Genomic DNA, 16659 nt, shown 5'->3' on the forward strand with positions numbered 1-16659 from the left:
CCTTCGCAACCATACACGGCGTGGCTTGATCACCATCGGCCTAGCGGCTATCGCTTTCGATTGGCTCAAGAGCCGGTCGCGGGCTAAAAGTTCTCGCGTCTTTGGTCAACGCAGCCAGAATGCGCAGATCATCGGCATCCAGCGTGGTGGCGCTGTTGCTGCGGTAGTGATGGTGAAACGCCTGCAAAGTGGCGGCTGGATCGTCGATGCTGTAGCCAATCAGGGCAAGCGCCTGCCATGGATCGAAACCGTCCGGGGCTGCAGGCGCGTCGGCCGCGGGCCAGCGGCCGAAGCCGGCTTCGGCCAGGCGCTTCCAGGGAAATAACGGACCTGGGTCGTTCTTGCGCGTCGGAGCAACATCCTCGTGGCCAACAATCTGCGTGCGCGGGATACGCAGGCGTTTACACAAGTCGTCCAGCAACACCAGCAGGCTGTCGATCTGTGCCGGCGCGAAGGGCTCGCTGCCGTCGTTGTCCAGTTCGATCCCGATCGAGGCGGAATTGATGTCGGTGATGGTGCCCCAGCGTCCGGCACCGCCGTGCCAGGCGCGCTGCGCATCGCTGACCAACTGGTAGCGCTGCCCGTCCTTGCCAATCAGATAGTGCGCACTGACCCGACCACCGCTGTTACGGCCGCGCAGCGTGCTCAGGCTTTGCTGCACCGAATGCTGGTCGGTGAAATGCAACACGATCAGGATAGGTCGCCGCGTGTCGTAATTGGGCGAGGGAACCCACTGCGCCAGCGGGTTGCGCTGCGGTGCGTGCGCACAGGCGCCCAGCGACAGAGCAACCAGGCAGACGGCTGCACGCAGCCAGGCCGATGACGAAAGAGGGACGCTGGGCAGCACGGATTTCTCCTGAAAAGGCCGGACGACCTGCGCAGCGTGTCCCGGCTCGGCCACGCTGCGGTCGCCGTACCATTATCCGCCGAGTTGATGCTTGCGCGGCCCTCCGCACAGGGGAGCGCCAGCAGCATGGTGGCTCGCGCCCTGAGCTGATATGGCGGCGATGGCCATTAGCGTGGCCGTGGCGAAGATGGTGGTCAACTTTCTGCACACTCCGCACCGCAAGGCCTGCACTTAGACTGCCAGCGTGCGATCGCATTGCGGCGAAAACGCATGGATGCGGTCTGCGCCGCATGCCACTATCAACGTTCCTTCGCAGCCGCCAGCGGCTGCCTTCACCCTGAGTTCTGCATGCCATTGTCGCGCCGCCTGCTGATATTGCTGCTGATCGCACTCGCCCTGCCCTGCAGCGCCGTGTCCGCACCAACCGGCGCGCCGATTGCACACGCGCCGCCTTTCGTCGTTAGCGATGCACAGCTAACCGCAGAGTATTGGATCAAGCGCAGCCGCAACGCGCTGACGCCACGGATGACTCCCGCGCAGATCGCTGACTTCAATGCGCGCCTGCTACGCGAGGATGCATCGATGCACGACATCGCGCAGTTGCCCGACATGCTGGCCGCAACCGAAGTGCGCGCGCGCATCGAGACCGTGTCGGCCACGCCGACACGGCCGCTGTACGACGCAGATGGGCGGCTTCTGGATGCTGCACGCTTGGCTGCATTGCGCAAGGCCTTGGCGTTGGATGCGCTTCCCACACAGGTGCCACCGCGCTTTGCGCTGGTCGTCACCCGTGCAGCATTGCGGACCTTTCCCACTGCGCAGCGTGTGTTCACCAGTACCGACGACCACGATATCGACCGCTTCCAGGAATCGGCGCTGTATCCCGGCACGCCGGTCACGGTCCTGCACAGCAGCGCAGATGGGGCGTGGAAGTTCGTGATTGCCGCAAATTACGCCGCGTGGATCGCAAGCGCACAACTTGCCGAAGGTAGCCGCGCCGAGGTGCTGGATTACGCACGACGCGGGCCGCGCGTCATCGTCACCGCTGCCCGCACGCAGACCGCCTACACACCCGAAAACCCACCGATTTCTGCACTGACGCTGGACATGGGCACCAGCCTGCCATTGCTCGGTGACTGGCCGCAGCAGCAGCCGGTCAACGGACAGTTGCCGCTAGCGGCCTATGTGGTGCAACTGCCACTGCGCAGCGCCGATGGCCGCTTGCAGCTGGTGCCTGCATTGATCCCACGCGCTGCCGATGTCCGCATCGGCGCCTTGCCCGCTACCAATGCCGCAGTGTTAAGGCAGGCATTCAAATTCCTCGGCGAACGTTACGGCTGGGGAAACGATTACCACGCGCGCGATTGCAGTGGCTTCGTGCTGGATGTCTATCGCAGCCTCGGTATCGCATTGCCCCGCAATACCGGCGACCAGGCGCGCAGCCCGGTGTTGCACAGCGTGCCGTTCGATACAGCTGCACCATTGCCGAAACGTTTGCGGCAGCTCGCAAGGCTGCAAGTCGGCGATCTGATCTATATCCCCGGCCATGTGATGCTGGTCATCGGGCATGCAGATGGCGCGCCATGGGTAATCCATGATGTGGCCGGTGCCAGTTACCGCGCGGCCGATGGCAGCGTGCAGCGCGCACGTTTGAATGGCGTGTCGGTGACACCGTTGCTACCACTGCTCGCCAGCGATGGCTCCGCATTCGTCGATCACATCACCCGCATCCAACGTGTTGCGCTAACGGACACCCCATGAAGATCACTGGCTTCCGGCTTGGCATGGTGCGCGTGCCGTTGAAAACGCCGTTCAAGACGGCCGTGCGCACCGTGCAGGCCATCGAGGATGTGGTAGTGCTGCTGCAGACCGATAGCGGCCATATCGGCCATGGCGCAGCGCCGGCCACCGCACCCATCACCGGCGATACCCATGGCAGCATCATTGCCGCAGTCGAGCACTGCATCGGCCCCAAACTGATCGGCCAGGACGTAGCCGATCTCAACCGGCTATGTGGCCTTGTGCAACACGCACTTGAGCGCAACACCAGCGCCAAGGCCGCCGTGGAAATCGCGCTTTACGATCTGTGGGCACAAGCGTTCGGCGCGCCGCTGTACCAGCTGCTCGGTGGTGGCACGCCGCGTATCACCACCGACATCACCATCAGTGCCGATGCCATCGACACCATGGTGACGCAAGCGCAAGCGGCGCTTGCAAGCGGCTATCGCGCACTGAAGATCAAGGTCGGCAAGGACATCGATTCGGATGTCGAACGTGTCACTGCGATCCATGCGGCAGTTGCTGGGCGCGCATCGCTGCGACTGGATGCCAATCAAGGCTGGACGCCCAAACACGCGGTACGCACCATGCGCACGCTGGAAGATGGCGGCATCGTGCTGGAGCTGCTGGAGCAACCGGTCAAGGCTGCCGATGTCGACGGGCTCGCCTTCGTGACCGCACGCATCGACACACCGGTGATGGCCGATGAAAGCGTCTTCTCGCCCGCGCGGGTGATCGATCTGATCCAGCGTCGCGCCGCCGACATCATCAACATCAAACTGATGAAGACCGGCGGGCTGTCCAACGCCATCCGCATCGCCGATATCGCCGCGTTGTATGGATTGCCGTGCATGATCGGTTGCATGATCGAGTCCAGCATCAGCGTCGCCGCTGCGGTGCATTTGGCGGTCGCCAAGGCCGACAGCATCACCCTGGCCGATCTGGATGCGCCCGCGCTGGGACAGTTCGATCCAACCGAGTGCGGCGTGCAGTTCGACGAGGCGCAGATCCACATCGATGATTCGCCGGGGCTAGGCATTCGCCGCATTCGTGGGCTGGAGCTGTTGCCGGATTAAGATTGGCTTAAAAATTTAGCGGACGGCCATCAATCGGGTGTGGACGGCGCAGAGGAGACGCAGTGTACGAGTGGTAATTGCGGATTCCGCGTAACGGAGGCACCTGCCAGGCAGCTAAGCGGTCATTCTGTTTGGCGCTCCTAGTGAGTGTGCCCTCACCGCTCGCGGGACACGCCGTAAACCCGCCCATGGGGCTCGATGGCGACATCCATGCTGCTAACGGTCCCGCAATTGGTAAAAACACCGCACCAGACAGTTGGCTGGTGGTTTATTGGAGAAGCGAGCATCGCGCGACCGTTACTGGTTGCTTGAAAATGCTGCGCACCGCTTGACTCGACTGGTCCTTGCCCGCTCACCGTCGCGGGCCTCTAGGCGGCATGGATGCCGCCACGGAGCGTACTTGCAGCGTGTCCTGCGAAGGTGGGCGGGCAAGGACACTGCAACCAGCGCAAAGATCAAGCACTCCGCGCTAACTCCTACACGAAACTACGCCTCAAAAAACGAAAGCAACACGAAGCAAGGGTGTTTCCCGCGATAAGCCGGCACCAACAGGGCGCATGGACATCAGACGCACATGCACCATGCAACCGCATTGCTGAGTACAGTAGCGACAACGCGGCATCGATCACACAGCACCACCGTAGCGCGCCGTTTCCAGACAACCGTGATCGCCCACAGACTCATCCCGCTCGACCCAACGCCCGGAGCCTGCATGCACCTTGCCACCGTGTTTCGATCCATTGTGCTGCTCGCGCTGGCAAGCTGTAGCAGCCTTGCCGTCGCTGCCGATCCAATCGATGCCTTGAATCAGGCACGCACATTGATCGTGGTGACCACCCCGGACTGGAACAGCACGCAAGCGCATCTGCAGACGTTCACCCGCGTGGACCGCAAATGGCAACCGGCGGCGCAGAGCTTTGCGGTCGCGCTCGGGCGGCATGGCAGCGCCTGGGGAGACGGCCTGCATCCGGCGCAGACGCAGGGCCCGCAAAAGCGCGAAGGCGATGGCCGCAGCCCAGCTGGCATATTCGCCATCGGCCCGGCCTTTGGCTACGCCCCGAGTATCGACAGCGTGATGCCGTACCAGGCGATGAGCGCCACCCACCACTGCATGCATGTGCCCAGCTCGCCGCTCGACAACCGCATCGTCGATGCTGCGCAAGTTGGCGAGAAGGCCGTCGCCGGCTCGACCGAACCGATGCGCCTGGACCAGCGCCACGCAGGCGATGTGCGCTACAGCGAGGGCTTCGTGATCGCGCACAATCCCAAGGCCATTCCCGAGCGCGGCAGCTGCATCTTCGCGCATCTGTGGCGCACGCCGGGCCAGTTCACCGCCGGCTGCACCGCCATTGCAGCGGCCGACATGCAACGCCTGCTCGGCTGGTTGAAGCCGGAGGATCACCCGCTGTTCGTGCTGCTGCCACGCGCCGAATATGCACGTCTGCACACTGCGTGGCACTTGCCCGCACTGACCGAGGAGGCGCCATGAGCACACCGCAGCCTGCACCGGATGCAACGGGTTTGGTTCGCGTGGTCAGCCGCTGGCAGATCGTCGGCCTGTCGATCAACGACGTCATCGGCAGCGGTATCTATCTGCTACCCGCAGCAACCGCCGCCCTGTTGGGGCCGATGAGTTTGTGGGCGGTGATGCTGGCCGGCCTGGCGGTCGCCTTGCTGGTGCTGTGCTACGCGCAGGCAGCGAGCTATTTCGATACGCCCGGCGGCAGCTATCTCTACACGCGCGAAGCCTTCGGCCCGTTCGTCGGTTTTCAGATCGGCTGGATGATCTGGCTCACCCGCATCAGTTCGGCGGCCGCCTTGAGCAACGGTCTGGCCGACGCTGTAGCGCGGTTCTGGCCCACCGCCACTACCGATACCTGGGCACGCTTGCTAGTGGTGGTTGGCTCGCTGGGCCTGCTCACCGCGATCAACGTGATCGGCGTGAAATCTGCTGCGCGCACCGGCATCGCGCTGGTGATCGGCAAGTTGTTGCCATTGCTGCTGTTCGTGGCAATTGGCTTGTTCTATGTCGATTGGTCGTGGGCGTTTGCCGGCACCACGCCGGATCTGCACGACCTGGGCAATCTCGGCGAAGCGGCCTTGTTGCTGCTGTTCGCCTACGCAGGTTTCGAAAACATTCCCGCAGCCGCTGGCGAGTACCGCAACCCGCGGCGTGATGTGCCCTTCGCCTTGATCACCATGATCGTCACCGTGACCCTGATCTACGCCGCAGTGCAGGTGGTGGCCCAGGGGACGCTACCGAATCTTGCCGCCTCGCCCACGCCGTTGGCAGATGCCGCAAGCCGATTCGGTGGCGAAGCGTTGGCACTGATTTTGACCGTGGGCGCGACCATTTCCATCCTCGGCACCACCAGCAACACGGTGATGCTGGGCCCTCGCTTCTTGTTTGCGCTTGCACGCGATGGGTATGGCCCGGCGTTTCTGGCACGCGTGCATCCGCGCTTCCACACGCCTGCCGCAGCAGTGCTTACTCAGGGCGCACTGTCGCTTGCATTGGCGTTGTCGGGATCGTTTACGCAATTGGCATTACTGTCGATGGTCACGCGCCTGTTTGCTTACATCGGCACCGCAGCGGCGGTGATCGTGCTGGCGCGCAGATACCGGCAACGCACCGATACCTTGCGCCTGCCTGGCGGCCCAGCCATCCCCATCGCCGCCTTGGTGCTGTCGCTGGGTTTGCTGGCCAGCGCCAGTTGGCAGAATCTGGCCGCTGCAGGCGTGGCGCTGGTAGTCGGCTGGGTGTTCTATCTATTTCCGCGCAAGCAGGTTGAGAACAGCTGAGAGCAATACGGTGTCGTTATCAAGCGGAGTGGATAGCGCGCAGTAACCACAGCGCGCGCACTGATACAACGCGTCGGACATTTGCCGCGCTAGGCTAGAGGCCACGTTCGCTCAACCACAACAAACCGTTTCGCAGCACGCTCGCGCAGCGCTCACGCACACCTAACTGCATGCGTCCAACGCTGCGGCTCTCACCTTATGGGAGCTTGCGATGAAACTGCGCCATGTCTACAGCACTGCCGATCTCGACAGCGCGCAACGCGTGCTGCAGGCCGCACGGGGTGCGGGTATCGATAATGATGCGCTTTCATTGATCGCCCGCTCCGATATCGAACTGCAGGATGTGCCCGACGAACGCAAGGACGCCAAAACCGATTTCCTCCCCGCGGCCGCACGCGGCGCAGCAACCGGCGGTGCGGCCGGCCTGGTCGCAGGGCTGGTTGCCATTGCCGTGCCGCCGATCGGGCTGACCTTGGCCGGCGCAGGCGTCATGGCATTGGCCGGCGCACTGGTCGGCAGCTGGTCATCGGCATTAATCGGCGCAACCGTGCCCGACCCGGTACGCCGTCAGTTTGAAGACGAAATCCAGGCCGGGCGTGTGCTGGTCATCCTCGATGCCGAGCAGGCGGCATTGCAGAACGCCGAGCCAGCCATGGTGGCCGCAGGCGCGACACCACTGCCATACGAAGCCGCCTCGGCGACTACCTGATTGCCTACCACAACACTATGCCCGCTGCACGACGCTGCAGTGATAGCACAGCCGAATGTCCTTGTACCGCTTGGCCCTAACGCCTTGATGTCCCACTCACTCGCTTTGGCAATGAAATTAACAGCAAGCGATCTACGGTAAACGCACATCCACCACGGAGACGCGCATGAACGTGCCGTATCAGATTCCGGGCCGTGCCCCGGACGAAGACCGCAGTCAGAACGTATCGACGTATTGGCGCGAACGCTTCACCGAAGAGCCGTATTACACCGAAGGCGATCGCTACGAAGATTATGAAGGCGCTTACCTGGCTGGTCATGAGGCGCGCATCCGCGACAACGCGCGCGCCTACGATCAGGTTGAAGCCGAGTTGCATCGCGATTGGGAAGCCAAGCGCGGAACGTCGTCCCTAAGCTGGAGCAAGGCGCGACACGCGGTCAGACGCGCCTGGGAAAACGCAGCCGATTTCGTGACTGGCGACGATACACACAAGCGCTAAAACAACAACGCCACCGCCACGGTGGCGTTGTTGCATCGCACGATCTGCAATGTATCAGTCGAGTGCCGGTGGCAGGCTATGCGCACTGCGCGGTCCGTCATTGATCTCCATCGCATCGCGGGTATTCTTCTGCACCGCAACCGCACCAAACGGACTCAGCGCATAGGCCATTGCGTAAAAACCTTTTTCGCTCAGCAACAACGTGGCGTTGATCAGGCCGATGGTCAGCAGCACCAATGCCGCGATCAGCGAAAACCAGCAAATGGCATAGTACAAGCCGGTGACTGGAATTCCATCGGCGCGGTCACGCACGCTCTTCTGCAATGACACCGATGCGAACAAACCGAACAGCAGCAGCGTGAAGTAGTAACCCTTTTCGTTGAGCAATATCTGGGCATTCCACAACCCGATCAGATACGCCGCACCGCCCAGCAACAATGCGGCCCAGGATGCGGCGATAAAAGCAGGCGAGGTTTTTTGCGTGGCCATGGAAACTCCTTTTCATGGTGAAACGATGCATGACATACAACGATGTGAGACGCGGACGTCTTGCAGACAGTGATCTGCAACAAGGGCGACCTCGGCGGCGTCGTGTAAGGTATTGAAACCCGACGCGGGACACGTTGCGGGAGGTCTGCAGCGTCACCGCGCCCTATCCCCAGGAGGACCCCATGTCTGTCCGACGTCTGCTTGCTCTGGCCTGCTCGGCCACCCTGTTCACTGCCGGCGCTGCAGTTGCTGCGCCCGCAGCGGCCCCCGCGGCCTCCATCCCCAAAGCACAGTGGCCGTTCCAGGCCACTACGGTCGCCGACTTCGACGAACCCTGGGCAATGACTTTCCTGCCCGATGGCACCTTGTTGGTGAGCGAAAAGCGCGGCGCCTTGATGCGGCTGGACCCCAAGACCAAACGCAAAAGCGCCATCACCGGCGTTCCGGCCGTCGCCTACGGCGGCCAAGGCGGTTTTGGTGATGTGCTGGCGCATCCGCGCTTCGCCAAGAACGGCCTGGTCTACATGAGTTATGCAGAGCCGGGCGAGGGCGACACACGCGGCGCCGCGGTAGCGCGCGCCAAGCTCACGCTGGATGCAACCGGCGGCGGCACGCTGTCGGACCTGAAAGTGATCTGGCGCCAGGACCCCAAGGTCACCGGCAATGGTCACTTCGGGCATCGGCTCGCGTTCGGGCCGGATGGCAAGCTATGGATCAGTTCCAGCGAACGGCAGAAATTCACTCCCGCTCAGGACATGAAAGTCAACCTCGGCAAGCTGATCCGGCTCAACGACGACGGCAGCGTGCCGGCCGATAACCCCTTCGTTGCGCAAGGCGGCGTTGCCGGGCAGGTGTGGTCGTTGGGTCACCGCAATATTCTCGGGCTGGCCTTCGACAGCAAGGGGCGCCTGTGGGAACACGAAATGGGCCCACTTGGTGGCGATGAGTTGAACCTGATCCAGCGCGGTGCCAACTACGGTTACCCCATCGTCTCCAACGGCGACAACTACGACGGCACGCCGATCCCGGACCACAACACCCGCCCTGAATTTGCCGCGCCCAAGATCAGCTGGACGCCGGTGATTTCGCCCGCAGGCTTTGTGATTTACAGCGGCAAGCAGTTCCCGGCATGGCGCGGCAATGGCTTTATCGGCGGGCTGTCGTCGATGGCGCTGGTACAGGTGTCGTTGGGCGACCAGCCACGCGAAGTGGTCCGTTACGATATGGGCGCACGCATCCGCGAAGTGGAGCAAGGCCCGGACGGCGCGCTGTGGCTGCTCGAAGACGAGGCCAGCGGCAGTACCGGACGTCTGCTGAAACTCACGCCCAAGAGCAACGCGGCGGTCGAGAACGACGCTTGACCGATTTCCGCTGCATAAGCCGGTGTATCTGACGCGATGCACAGACACGCGCGATGGCGACAATGGACCGTCGTCATTGCGCTCAAGCGCTACATCAACTGGTGCTTCGTGTTGTAGCAGTGGTCACCCGGTTCGCAGTGTCGCCCCGCGCTGTTTGAGCGCTGACGATCATAAGGATGAATGCTTCACCGGCGGGCGAAGATGCACGCCGGTGTTATCGATGCGGTGCGTTGATGCATCGCCCTAGTTGGATGGAGCACCCGCAGCTGCGGTGATCACTCCTCAAGTTGCCCAACTGCCAGCACCACCGCAACTAGCGGCTTTTGGCCCAGCTCCCGCCACTCGCTCGATAGCGCAGCTCAGGATGCAATGGCGAGCCGAAGCCCGCCGCCGTCAGCTGTCCAGCAACTCGAACGTCACTGCCTCGCCGCTCTTGGCCGACGCGCATACCCACACATCGAACAGACCCGGCTCCGCACCGAAGATACCCTTGTGATTGGTAAACGCCAATGCATCACGCGCCAATGTAAACACCACGTCCCGGCTCTCGCCCGGCTGCAGCAGCACCTTGTGGAACCCCTTGAGTTCGCGCACCGGGCGCACGCGGCTGGCCACGCGATCGTGCACATACAGCTGCACCACTTCCTCGCCTGCGACCTTGCCGGTGTTGGTAACGCGCGTGGTAATGGTCAGCGTGTCATCCCAACCAAGTTGCGCCGCGCTCAACTGCGGCTGTGCATACGCAAACGTGGTGTAGCTCAAGCCATGCCCGAACGGATACAACGGTTCGTTAGGCATTTCGCGCCAACGCGCCTTGTACTCGGACAGGGCGGGCAACTCCGGCCGGCCGGTGCGCAGGTGATTGTAGAAATACGGCTGCTGTCCGGTGACCTGCGGGAAGCTGATCGGCAAACGCGCCGACGGGTTGTAGTCGCCGAACAGCACATCGGCCACGCCGGTGCCGGTCTGCGTGCCTAGATACCAGGTCACCGCAATCGCGTCGGCATCGCGCACTGCACCACTCAAGGCCAGCGCGCGGCCATTGCGCAGCAACACCACCATCGGTGTGCCGGCCGCTGCAACCGCTTCAGCCAGCGCCTGTTGCGCCGGCGGCAGGGTGATCTCGGTGCGCGATTGCGCTTCGCCACTGAAGCGCTGCGGCTCGCCCAGCGCCAGAACCACCACATCCGCCGCCTGCGCCGCATCGATCGCAGCGGAGATACCGCCCGGCAGCGCTTCTTCCAGGCCGCAACCTTGCACCACGCTCAGGTCTTCGGTGCCGACCACAGCACGCACGCCCTGCTCCAGGGTCACGTAGCGCTCCTTGTCGCCGAACAAGGTCCAGCAGCCCTCGATGTTCTCGCGGTCCTGCACGAATGGGCCAATCAACGCGATGCGTTGGCCGCTCTTTTTCAAAGGCAGCAGTGCGCCTTCGTTCTTCAGCAGCACGATCGAACGCCGCGCCGCATCGCGCGACAGCGCATCGTGCGCTGGCAGATGCGCGGTGTCGGCTTCGCGCGCCGGGTCCAGCGAGCGATACGGATTGTCGAACAAGCCGATCGCTTCTTTCAGCTGCAGGATGCGCCGCACGCTGGCATCCAGCGTGGCCATCGGCACCTCGCCGCTTTCCACCAGCGACGGCAGATGCGCGGCATAAAAGCCGCTCTGCATGCTCAGGTCCAGACCGGCCAGGAAGGCCTTCTTGGTCGCATCGCGCTCGTCGGCGGCATAGCCGTGCGCGATCAATTCCATGTCGGCGGTGTAATCGGAAATCACCACGCCTGGGAACTGCCATTCGCCGCGCAAAATCTCGGTGAGCAACTCATGGTTGGCGCTGGCCGGCACGCCATTGATGTCGTTGAAGGACGACATCACGGTCAACGCGCCAGCATCGAAGGCGGCCTTGAACGGCGGCAAGTGCACATCGCGCAGGGTCTGCGGCGCAATATCGACGGTGTTGTATTCCATGCCCGCAGCCACCGCGCCATAGGCGGCGAAATGCTTTGGCGTGGCCAACAGCGAATCATGCGCGGTCAGGTCGCTGCCCTGGAATCCGCGCACGCGGGCGGCGGCAAAGGCGGCGCCCAGCAACACGTCTTCGCCGGCGCCTTCGGCACCACGGCCCCAACGCTGGTCGCGGGCAATGTCCACGGCCGGTGCGTAAGTCCAGTGCAGGCCGGCAGCGGTGGCCTCAATCGCGGTGGCGCGCGCGGTGCGCTCGGCCAACTCGGGCTCGAAACTCGCCGCCTCGCCCAGCGGGATCGGGAACACCGTGCGCATGCCGTGGATCACGTCAGCAGCCAGGACAACCGGAATGCCCAACCGGCTTTCTTCCAAGGCGACTTTCTGGATCTGCACGCCCAGCGCGGCGCCAACGCCATTGAACAGCGAGCCGACCCGGCCGGCGCGCACCTGCTGCAATACCTCGTCGGCATTGAGCACGTTGGCTTCGGGATTCACGTCCGGCGCGAAGGGGCGCACCATGTCGGCGAACACACCCAACTGTCCGACCTTCTCTTCGACGGTCATCCGGGCAATCAGGGTTTCGATGCGATCAGCAGCCATGAGATCCTTGAGAAAACGTTTACATGGCCGTCAATTCTAGCCTGACGCGCCTGCGGGGATGCAAGTTTTGAGGCCCGGGAGTCGGGATCGGCGATGTGTAGCGCCCGGTTGCGTCGCGCGTGGGTGCGCCGGATTGGTAACCGCGCGGCTCTTGCTCCAGCACGCCGTGGGTCTCCATGCAGCGAAAGTGGCCAGCGCTGCATGCAGCCGGCGGGGAATCAGACCGCCCGTTCCCGCTCGATGATCACGCCCACTGCCTGCGCGCCGCGCACCGCACCGGGCTTGCTCAGCTTCAACCGCAGCCAGTGCACGCCGAATTCGTCCATCACGAGCGCAGCGCAGCGCTCGGCAAGCGTCTCGACCAGCCCGAAGTCCGACGCCCGCACGAATTCGATCAGGCGCTTGCTCACCGCCTTGTAGTTCAGCGTATCGGCAATGTCGTCGCTGGCCGCCGGAATGCGGTTGTCAAACCCTATCTCCAGATCGAACCGCAAGGTCTGGCGAATGCGCCGCTCCCAATCGTAGATGCCGATCAGCGCATCGATGTCGAGACCTTCAATAAACACTTTATCCATGGGAGCCGGGATTTGGGATTGGGGAGTCGGGATGAGCAAGAGCAGAGCAAACAAGAAACCGGGCTACGAATCCCCACTCCCCACTCCCGAATCCCGCGCCGCCGCCAACACCGGCAAGCTCGCCATATCCCACCGCGGCGTCACATGCACCGCTGCATCGGCGCGCTCGCCGGCTTGCAGCCGCAGCGCACCAGCGAAGGCGATCATTGCGCCGTTGTCGGTGCACAAGGCAGGGCGTGGGAAGCAGACCCGGCCACCACGGCGCTGCGCGGCCTCCTGCAGGCGCGCGCGCAAGCGCTTGTTCGCGCCTACACCGCCAGCCACCACCAACGTAGTGCACTCGGCTGCATCCAGCGCGCGCAGGCATTTGATGACCAGGGTGTCGACCACCGCGTCCTCGAAGCCGCGCGCGATGTCCGCCCGGGTGGTGTCGGACTGGTCGCTGGACCGCCAGGCCAACAGCACCTGCGTCTTGAGCCCGCTGAAACTGAAATCCAGGCCCGGCCGGTCGGTCATCGGCCGCGCGAACGTGTAGCGCCCCGGCGTGCCGGTTTCGGCCAATACCGCCAGCTGCGGGCCGCCGGGATACGGCAGGCCCATCATCTTGGCGGTCTTGTCGAAGGCCTCGCCGGCCGCGTCGTCCAGGGTCTCGCCCAGCACGTCGTAGCTGCCCAGCGCCTTCACCGCCACCAATTGGGTATGCCCGCCCGAGACCAGCAAGGCCACGAACGGCGGCTCCGGCGGATCGTCTTCCATCAACGGCGCCAGCAAGTGGCCTTCCATGTGGTGCACGCCGATCGCCGGTACATCCAGTGCCCAGGCCAGCGAACGCGCCACCCCGGCACCGACCAGCAAGGCGCCAACCAGGCCTGGGCCGGCGGTATAGGCCACGCCGTCGAGTTCGTCGATACCCACCCCGGCCTCGCCCAGGGTCTGGCGGATCAGCGGCAGCAGCTTGCGCACGTGGTCGCGGCTGGCCAATTCAGGCACCACGCCGCCATATTCGGCATGCAGCGCAATCTGGCTGTACACCGCGTGGGCGCGCAGCGCCGGCACGCCGGACAAGGCGGTGTCGTAGACCGCTACACCGGTCTCATCGCACGATGATTCGATCCCAAGGACTTTCACGGCAGCTCGGCAAGCATGGACATGTCACTATTTTCGCAGTTTTTGCGCTGCGCAGATCGGCCGATGGCGATATGCTGCGCCGCCCCGCCGTCGTAGCCGTATCCGGCCCAAGCGCACGCTTTATAAGAGTCGTGCCAGGAAATTCTGCAGGGGGCTTGCAGGTCGTTGGCAAGTCGTTATAATGCGCGGCTAGCCGGGGCAACCCGGAAATTCCGTCACGCGAGTCCGCTCGCACCCGCCCGGGGCTCCCGGACGGAAATCCCATTTTCTGGAGAACACATGCCCAGCGTTAAAGTCCGCGAGAACGAGCCCTTCGAATTTGCGCTCCGTCGTTTCAAGCGCACCTGCGAAAAGGCCGGCGTGCTGGCCGAAACCCGCAAGCGCGAGTTCTATGAAAAGCCGACCCAGGAGCGTAAGCGTAAGGCTGCCGCTGCCGTGAAGCGTCAGCTGCGTCGTTCCTCGCGCGACGTCACCAAGCGCCAGCGCTTGTACTGATCGAACGCGGTTCCTTGCCGGTGGGTCTGCGCTGAAGGCGCGTCTCACCGGGAACGAACCCAAGAGCCGGCACGCGCAAGCGTCGCCGGCTTTTTGTATTGGTCTGTCATGCGGTTTCGCGTCAGCGACATCGAGCAGCCCGCGCAAGACGCGTGCCGCCCGCCGTGCGCATTACGACGCGCATGCGTGCCCTACATTTCGGCCGACGCACCAAGCCCGTTCCGGCGCCTCGGTCACCATTGAATACCCACACACTCAGGAGTCACCGCATGCCCCTCAAGCAGCAGCTCACCGATGACATGAAGGCCGCCATGAAGTCCGGCGACAAGCACAGCCTGGGCGTGATCCGGCTGATCAATGCCGCGATCAAGCAGAAGGAAGTGGACGAGCGCATCGAGATGGACGATGCCGCGGTGATCGCCGTGCTCGACAAGATGGTCAAGCAGCGCAAGGACTCGGTCACCCAGTTCGAAGCCGCCGCACGCGAAGATCTGGCGCAGATCGAGCGCGAAGAGATCGTGGTGATCGAGCGCTATCTGCCGGCCAAGATGGGCGAAGCCGAAATCGTGGCCGCCATCCAGGCGGCGATCTCTGAGACCGGCGCCAGCAGCCCGGCCGATATCGGCAAGCTGATGGGCGCGCTCAAGCCCAAGCTGGCCGGTCAGGCCGACATGGGTCTGGTCTCCACCCTGGTCAAGCAGCACCTGGCAGGCTGATGTCCCCGCAGTGCCCTGCGCTAAGGCCAGGGCACTGCGAACAGCGCGCGGCGGCGACTACGGCACTGCTTTGTGAAGCGCCGAACGAAATTTCCAGTTGAAGTCACAAACGTCCCACGGGCTGTGGTGCGGCATGCCGATCCTCCAGGGGCAAGGCAGTCGCACATCTGCGACACGAAGTACCACGTAAGAAGCGACATCACGTCCAATGCTCCCTGCAGCTGTGCAGCTGTGCAGCTGTGCAGCGAAAGCGCTACACCGTCTGCGAGGCTGTAATTGCGCGGGCGTTCGTGATTGCCAAGCGTGCGTCCTGATGCCTGTACGTACGCACCTTGTGCCCACACCTGCTGCCCGTTGAAGTCGCTGTCTATACAAAGGCACGCGATGCGCCCGGCCGCTGGCAGACCACCCACGCCGGCTGCACACCACACCTCTTCACTGCTCCACACATGCGTGCTTTCACCCTTCCTTCGATCCAGCCCTGTTAGAAAGATTGCGCCAGCGCAGGCATAGGCAAGGTCTTTCCGCATACCGACTTTGCTCTGAGCTCACCTGCGCGCACAACGGTATGCGCCAAGGATTCTCCCGCCGGTGACGACGCTTTCATCCGCCTATCTGCACAAGCATCTGAGCCGTCTGCAGCGCAGCGTGCCGATGGCATTGCTAAACCGCTTTATCGAGATCGACGTGATGACGCAGGCGGCGTCGTTGTCGTTCTACGCGCTGTTGTCGCTGGCCCCGCTACTGGTACTGCTGTTGTGGCTGACTGCATCGCTTTATCCACCTGCGCAAGAGGCGTTGGTGCAGCAGGTCGCGCAATTGGCGGGCGGCAGCGCTGCCGAAGTGGCGCAGACCATCATTCGCAATGCTACCGACCAGCCTGGGGTTGGCTCGCTGGCTGGCCTGTGGAGCACGCTGTTGTTGTTCATTGGCGCCACGGCAGTGTTTGCGCAGCTGCAGAACGCCTTGAACCTGATTTTCCGCACCGACAAGCAACGCTTGGACGGCCTGATGGCGTGGCTGAAAAAGCGGGTGTTCTCGTTCGGCGTGATCCTGGCACTGGGCTTTTTGCTGATCGTGTCGATGATCGCCACCACTGCACTGCAGGTGGTGTTCGCACGCCTGCCCTCGGTGTTGCCTGCGGTCGGTTATGTAACGACGCTGGCGTTGTATTCGCTGGCATTCGCGTTCCTGTATCGCTATCTGCCCGATCGCACCGTCGATTGGCGCCAGGCGTTCCTGGGCGGCGTCATCACTGCGCTGTTGTTTGCGCTGGGCCGCTACGCCATTGGCGTGTACATCGCCACTGCGGCGCCAGGCAGCGCGTACGGCTCGATGGGGACGCTGGTCATCCTGCTGGTGTGGATGTACTACGCCTCAGTGGTGTTCTTCGTCGGGGCCTTGATCACTGCGGTGATCGACGAGCGCGTGCGCTCGCATCGCAAGCTGCGCGAGGCCGGCGTAGACCCCGAGCATCCGCCAGTGATCGTGCCGCCTGCCGATGCAGCGCCTGTGGCTTCAGCGTCGGAGTCGGAAGCGCTGCCGCGCGGCTGAGGTTGGCTGCAGTTCCTGCATCGTTGGTGTCCCCAGCGATCCCCAGGACAGGGCGCCGGCAGGC

General features: G+C 63.4%; 15 protein-coding genes and 1 other RNA gene. 10 read left to right on the plus strand and 6 right to left on the minus strand.

Features of this window, described 5'->3' with window-relative positions:
* Positions 1-40: 40 nt before the first annotated feature.
* Complete coding sequence (locus NX05_RS17935) at positions 41-847, minus strand: N-acetylmuramoyl-L-alanine amidase (RefSeq protein ID WP_039431989.1); 807 nt, start codon at positions 845-847, stop codon at positions 41-43.
* Positions 848-1195: 348 nt separating this feature from the next.
* On the opposite strand from NX05_RS17935, the gene NX05_RS17940 reads away from it, so the two are divergent.
* Together NX05_RS17940 and NX05_RS17945 are read left to right on the plus strand one after the other, a co-directional pair.
* Positions 1196-2608, plus strand: coding sequence for a C40 family peptidase (locus tag NX05_RS17940; RefSeq protein ID WP_039431990.1), 1413 nt, complete (start codon positions 1196-1198; stop codon positions 2606-2608).
* Positions 2605-3702, plus strand: coding sequence for a dipeptide epimerase (locus NX05_RS17945; protein WP_039431992.1), 1098 nt, complete (start codon positions 2605-2607; stop codon positions 3700-3702). The genes NX05_RS17940 and NX05_RS17945 overlap by 4 nt, the downstream gene beginning before the upstream one ends.
* A gap of 4 nt (positions 3703-3706) precedes the next feature.
* Here the strand turns inward: NX05_RS17945 and NX05_RS23080 are convergent.
* Positions 3707-3780: non-coding RNA, sX9 sRNA (locus tag NX05_RS23080), on the minus strand.
* A gap of 634 nt (positions 3781-4414) precedes the next feature.
* On the opposite strand from NX05_RS23080, the gene NX05_RS17950 reads away from it, so the two are divergent.
* The 4 genes from NX05_RS17950 to NX05_RS17965 all read left to right on the plus strand — a co-directional run bounded on the left by NX05_RS17950 (position 4415) and on the right by NX05_RS17965 (position 7712).
* Positions 4415-5191, plus strand: a complete 777-nt coding sequence (locus NX05_RS17950; protein WP_039431994.1) for a L,D-transpeptidase family protein — start codon at positions 4415-4417, stop codon at positions 5189-5191.
* Positions 5188-6504: an APC family permease gene (locus NX05_RS17955; RefSeq protein ID WP_039431996.1), complete on the plus strand. Its 1317-nt coding sequence runs from the start codon at positions 5188-5190 to the stop codon at positions 6502-6504. The genes NX05_RS17950 and NX05_RS17955 overlap by 4 nt, the downstream gene beginning before the upstream one ends.
* 211 nt (positions 6505-6715) lie before the next feature.
* Positions 6716-7213 carry a hypothetical protein gene (locus NX05_RS17960; RefSeq protein ID WP_010380047.1) on the plus strand — a complete coding sequence of 166 codons (498 nt, stop codon included), beginning with the start codon at positions 6716-6718 and terminating at the stop codon, positions 7211-7213.
* 166 nt (positions 7214-7379) lie between these two features.
* Positions 7380-7712 carry a hypothetical protein gene (locus NX05_RS17965; RefSeq protein ID WP_010363765.1) on the plus strand — a complete coding sequence of 111 codons (333 nt, stop codon included), beginning with the start codon at positions 7380-7382 and terminating at the stop codon, positions 7710-7712.
* Between the two features lie 54 nt (positions 7713-7766).
* Here the strand turns inward: NX05_RS17965 and yiaA are convergent, their stop codons facing one another.
* The gene (gene yiaA, locus NX05_RS17970) at positions 7767-8201 is read right to left on the minus strand and encodes an inner membrane protein YiaA (protein ID WP_039431998.1); all 435 of its coding nucleotides are present in this window, start codon (positions 8199-8201) and stop codon (positions 7767-7769) included.
* A gap of 182 nt (positions 8202-8383) precedes the next feature.
* Here yiaA and NX05_RS17975 point away from each other — a divergent pair, with 182 nt between their 5' ends.
* Positions 8384-9562, plus strand: a complete 1179-nt coding sequence (locus NX05_RS17975; RefSeq protein ID WP_039432000.1) for a PQQ-dependent sugar dehydrogenase — start codon at positions 8384-8386, stop codon at positions 9560-9562.
* Positions 9563-9955: 393 nt separating this feature from the next.
* On the opposite strand, the gene NX05_RS17980 is transcribed toward NX05_RS17975, so the two are convergent.
* From NX05_RS17980 to tsaD, 3 genes are all read right to left on the minus strand, one after another.
* On the minus strand, positions 9956-12127 hold the full coding sequence (locus tag NX05_RS17980; protein ID WP_039432002.1) for a glycoside hydrolase family 3 N-terminal domain-containing protein: 2172 nt from the start codon (positions 12125-12127) through the stop codon (positions 9956-9958).
* Between the two features lie 218 nt (positions 12128-12345).
* Positions 12346-12702 (minus strand): dihydroneopterin aldolase, encoded by a 357-nt coding sequence (gene folB, locus NX05_RS17985; protein ID WP_039432003.1) that lies wholly within the window; start codon positions 12700-12702, stop codon positions 12346-12348.
* Positions 12703-12765: 63 nt separating this feature from the next.
* Entirely contained in the window at positions 12766-13830 is a 1065-nt protein-coding gene (gene tsaD, locus NX05_RS17990; RefSeq protein ID WP_039432005.1) for a tRNA (adenosine(37)-N6)-threonylcarbamoyltransferase complex transferase subunit TsaD, read from the minus strand.
* A gap of 279 nt (positions 13831-14109) precedes the next feature.
* Here tsaD and rpsU point away from each other — a divergent pair, with 279 nt between their 5' ends.
* The 3 genes from rpsU to NX05_RS18005 all read left to right on the plus strand — a co-directional run bounded on the left by rpsU (position 14110) and on the right by NX05_RS18005 (position 16595).
* Positions 14110-14325 (plus strand): 30S ribosomal protein S21, encoded by a 216-nt coding sequence (rpsU, locus tag NX05_RS17995; RefSeq protein WP_002808376.1) that lies wholly within the window; start codon positions 14110-14112, stop codon positions 14323-14325.
* Positions 14326-14594: 269 nt separating this feature from the next.
* Positions 14595-15041, plus strand: a complete 447-nt coding sequence (locus NX05_RS18000) for a GatB/YqeY domain-containing protein (protein ID WP_010380058.1) — start codon at positions 14595-14597, stop codon at positions 15039-15041.
* A 591-nt stretch (positions 15042-15632) separates the two neighbouring features.
* Positions 15633-16595 (plus strand): YihY/virulence factor BrkB family protein, encoded by a 963-nt coding sequence (locus NX05_RS18005; protein ID WP_039432007.1) that lies wholly within the window; start codon positions 15633-15635, stop codon positions 16593-16595.
* Positions 16596-16659 lie beyond the last annotated feature (64 nt).

Origin of the sequence: Xanthomonas vasicola, from assembly GCF_000772705.2 — a bacterium.
GTDB lineage: Bacteria > Pseudomonadota > Gammaproteobacteria > Xanthomonadales > Xanthomonadaceae > Xanthomonas > Xanthomonas vasicola.

Excerpts from the sequence above, each read along its gene's own strand:
- NX05_RS17975 (WP_039432000.1), top strand. The coding sequence starts at position 8,384 with ATGTCTGTCCGACGTCTGCTTGCTCTGGCCTGCTCGGCCACCCTGTTC.
- NX05_RS17940 (WP_039431990.1), top strand. The coding sequence starts at position 1,196 with ATGCCATTGTCGCGCCGCCTGCTGATATTGCTGCTGATCGCACTCGCC.
- NX05_RS17960 (WP_010380047.1), top strand. The coding sequence starts at position 6,716 with ATGAAACTGCGCCATGTCTACAGCACTGCCGATCTCGACAGCGCGCAA.
- NX05_RS17980 (WP_039432002.1), bottom strand. The coding sequence starts at position 12,127 with ATGGCTGCTGATCGCATCGAAACCCTGATTGCCCGGATGACCGTCGAA.
- NX05_RS18000 (WP_010380058.1), top strand. The coding sequence starts at position 14,595 with ATGCCCCTCAAGCAGCAGCTCACCGATGACATGAAGGCCGCCATGAAG.
- rpsU (WP_002808376.1), top strand. The coding sequence starts at position 14,110 with ATGCCCAGCGTTAAAGTCCGCGAGAACGAGCCCTTCGAATTTGCGCTC.
- NX05_RS17950 (WP_039431994.1), top strand. The coding sequence starts at position 4,415 with ATGCACCTTGCCACCGTGTTTCGATCCATTGTGCTGCTCGCGCTGGCA.
- NX05_RS17955 (WP_039431996.1), top strand. The coding sequence starts at position 5,188 with ATGAGCACACCGCAGCCTGCACCGGATGCAACGGGTTTGGTTCGCGTG.
- NX05_RS17945 (WP_039431992.1), top strand. The coding sequence starts at position 2,605 with ATGAAGATCACTGGCTTCCGGCTTGGCATGGTGCGCGTGCCGTTGAAA.
- folB (WP_039432003.1), bottom strand. The coding sequence starts at position 12,702 with ATGGATAAAGTGTTTATTGAAGGTCTCGACATCGATGCGCTGATCGGC.
- yiaA (WP_039431998.1), bottom strand. The coding sequence starts at position 8,201 with ATGGCCACGCAAAAAACCTCGCCTGCTTTTATCGCCGCATCCTGGGCC.
- NX05_RS17965 (WP_010363765.1), top strand. The coding sequence starts at position 7,380 with ATGAACGTGCCGTATCAGATTCCGGGCCGTGCCCCGGACGAAGACCGC.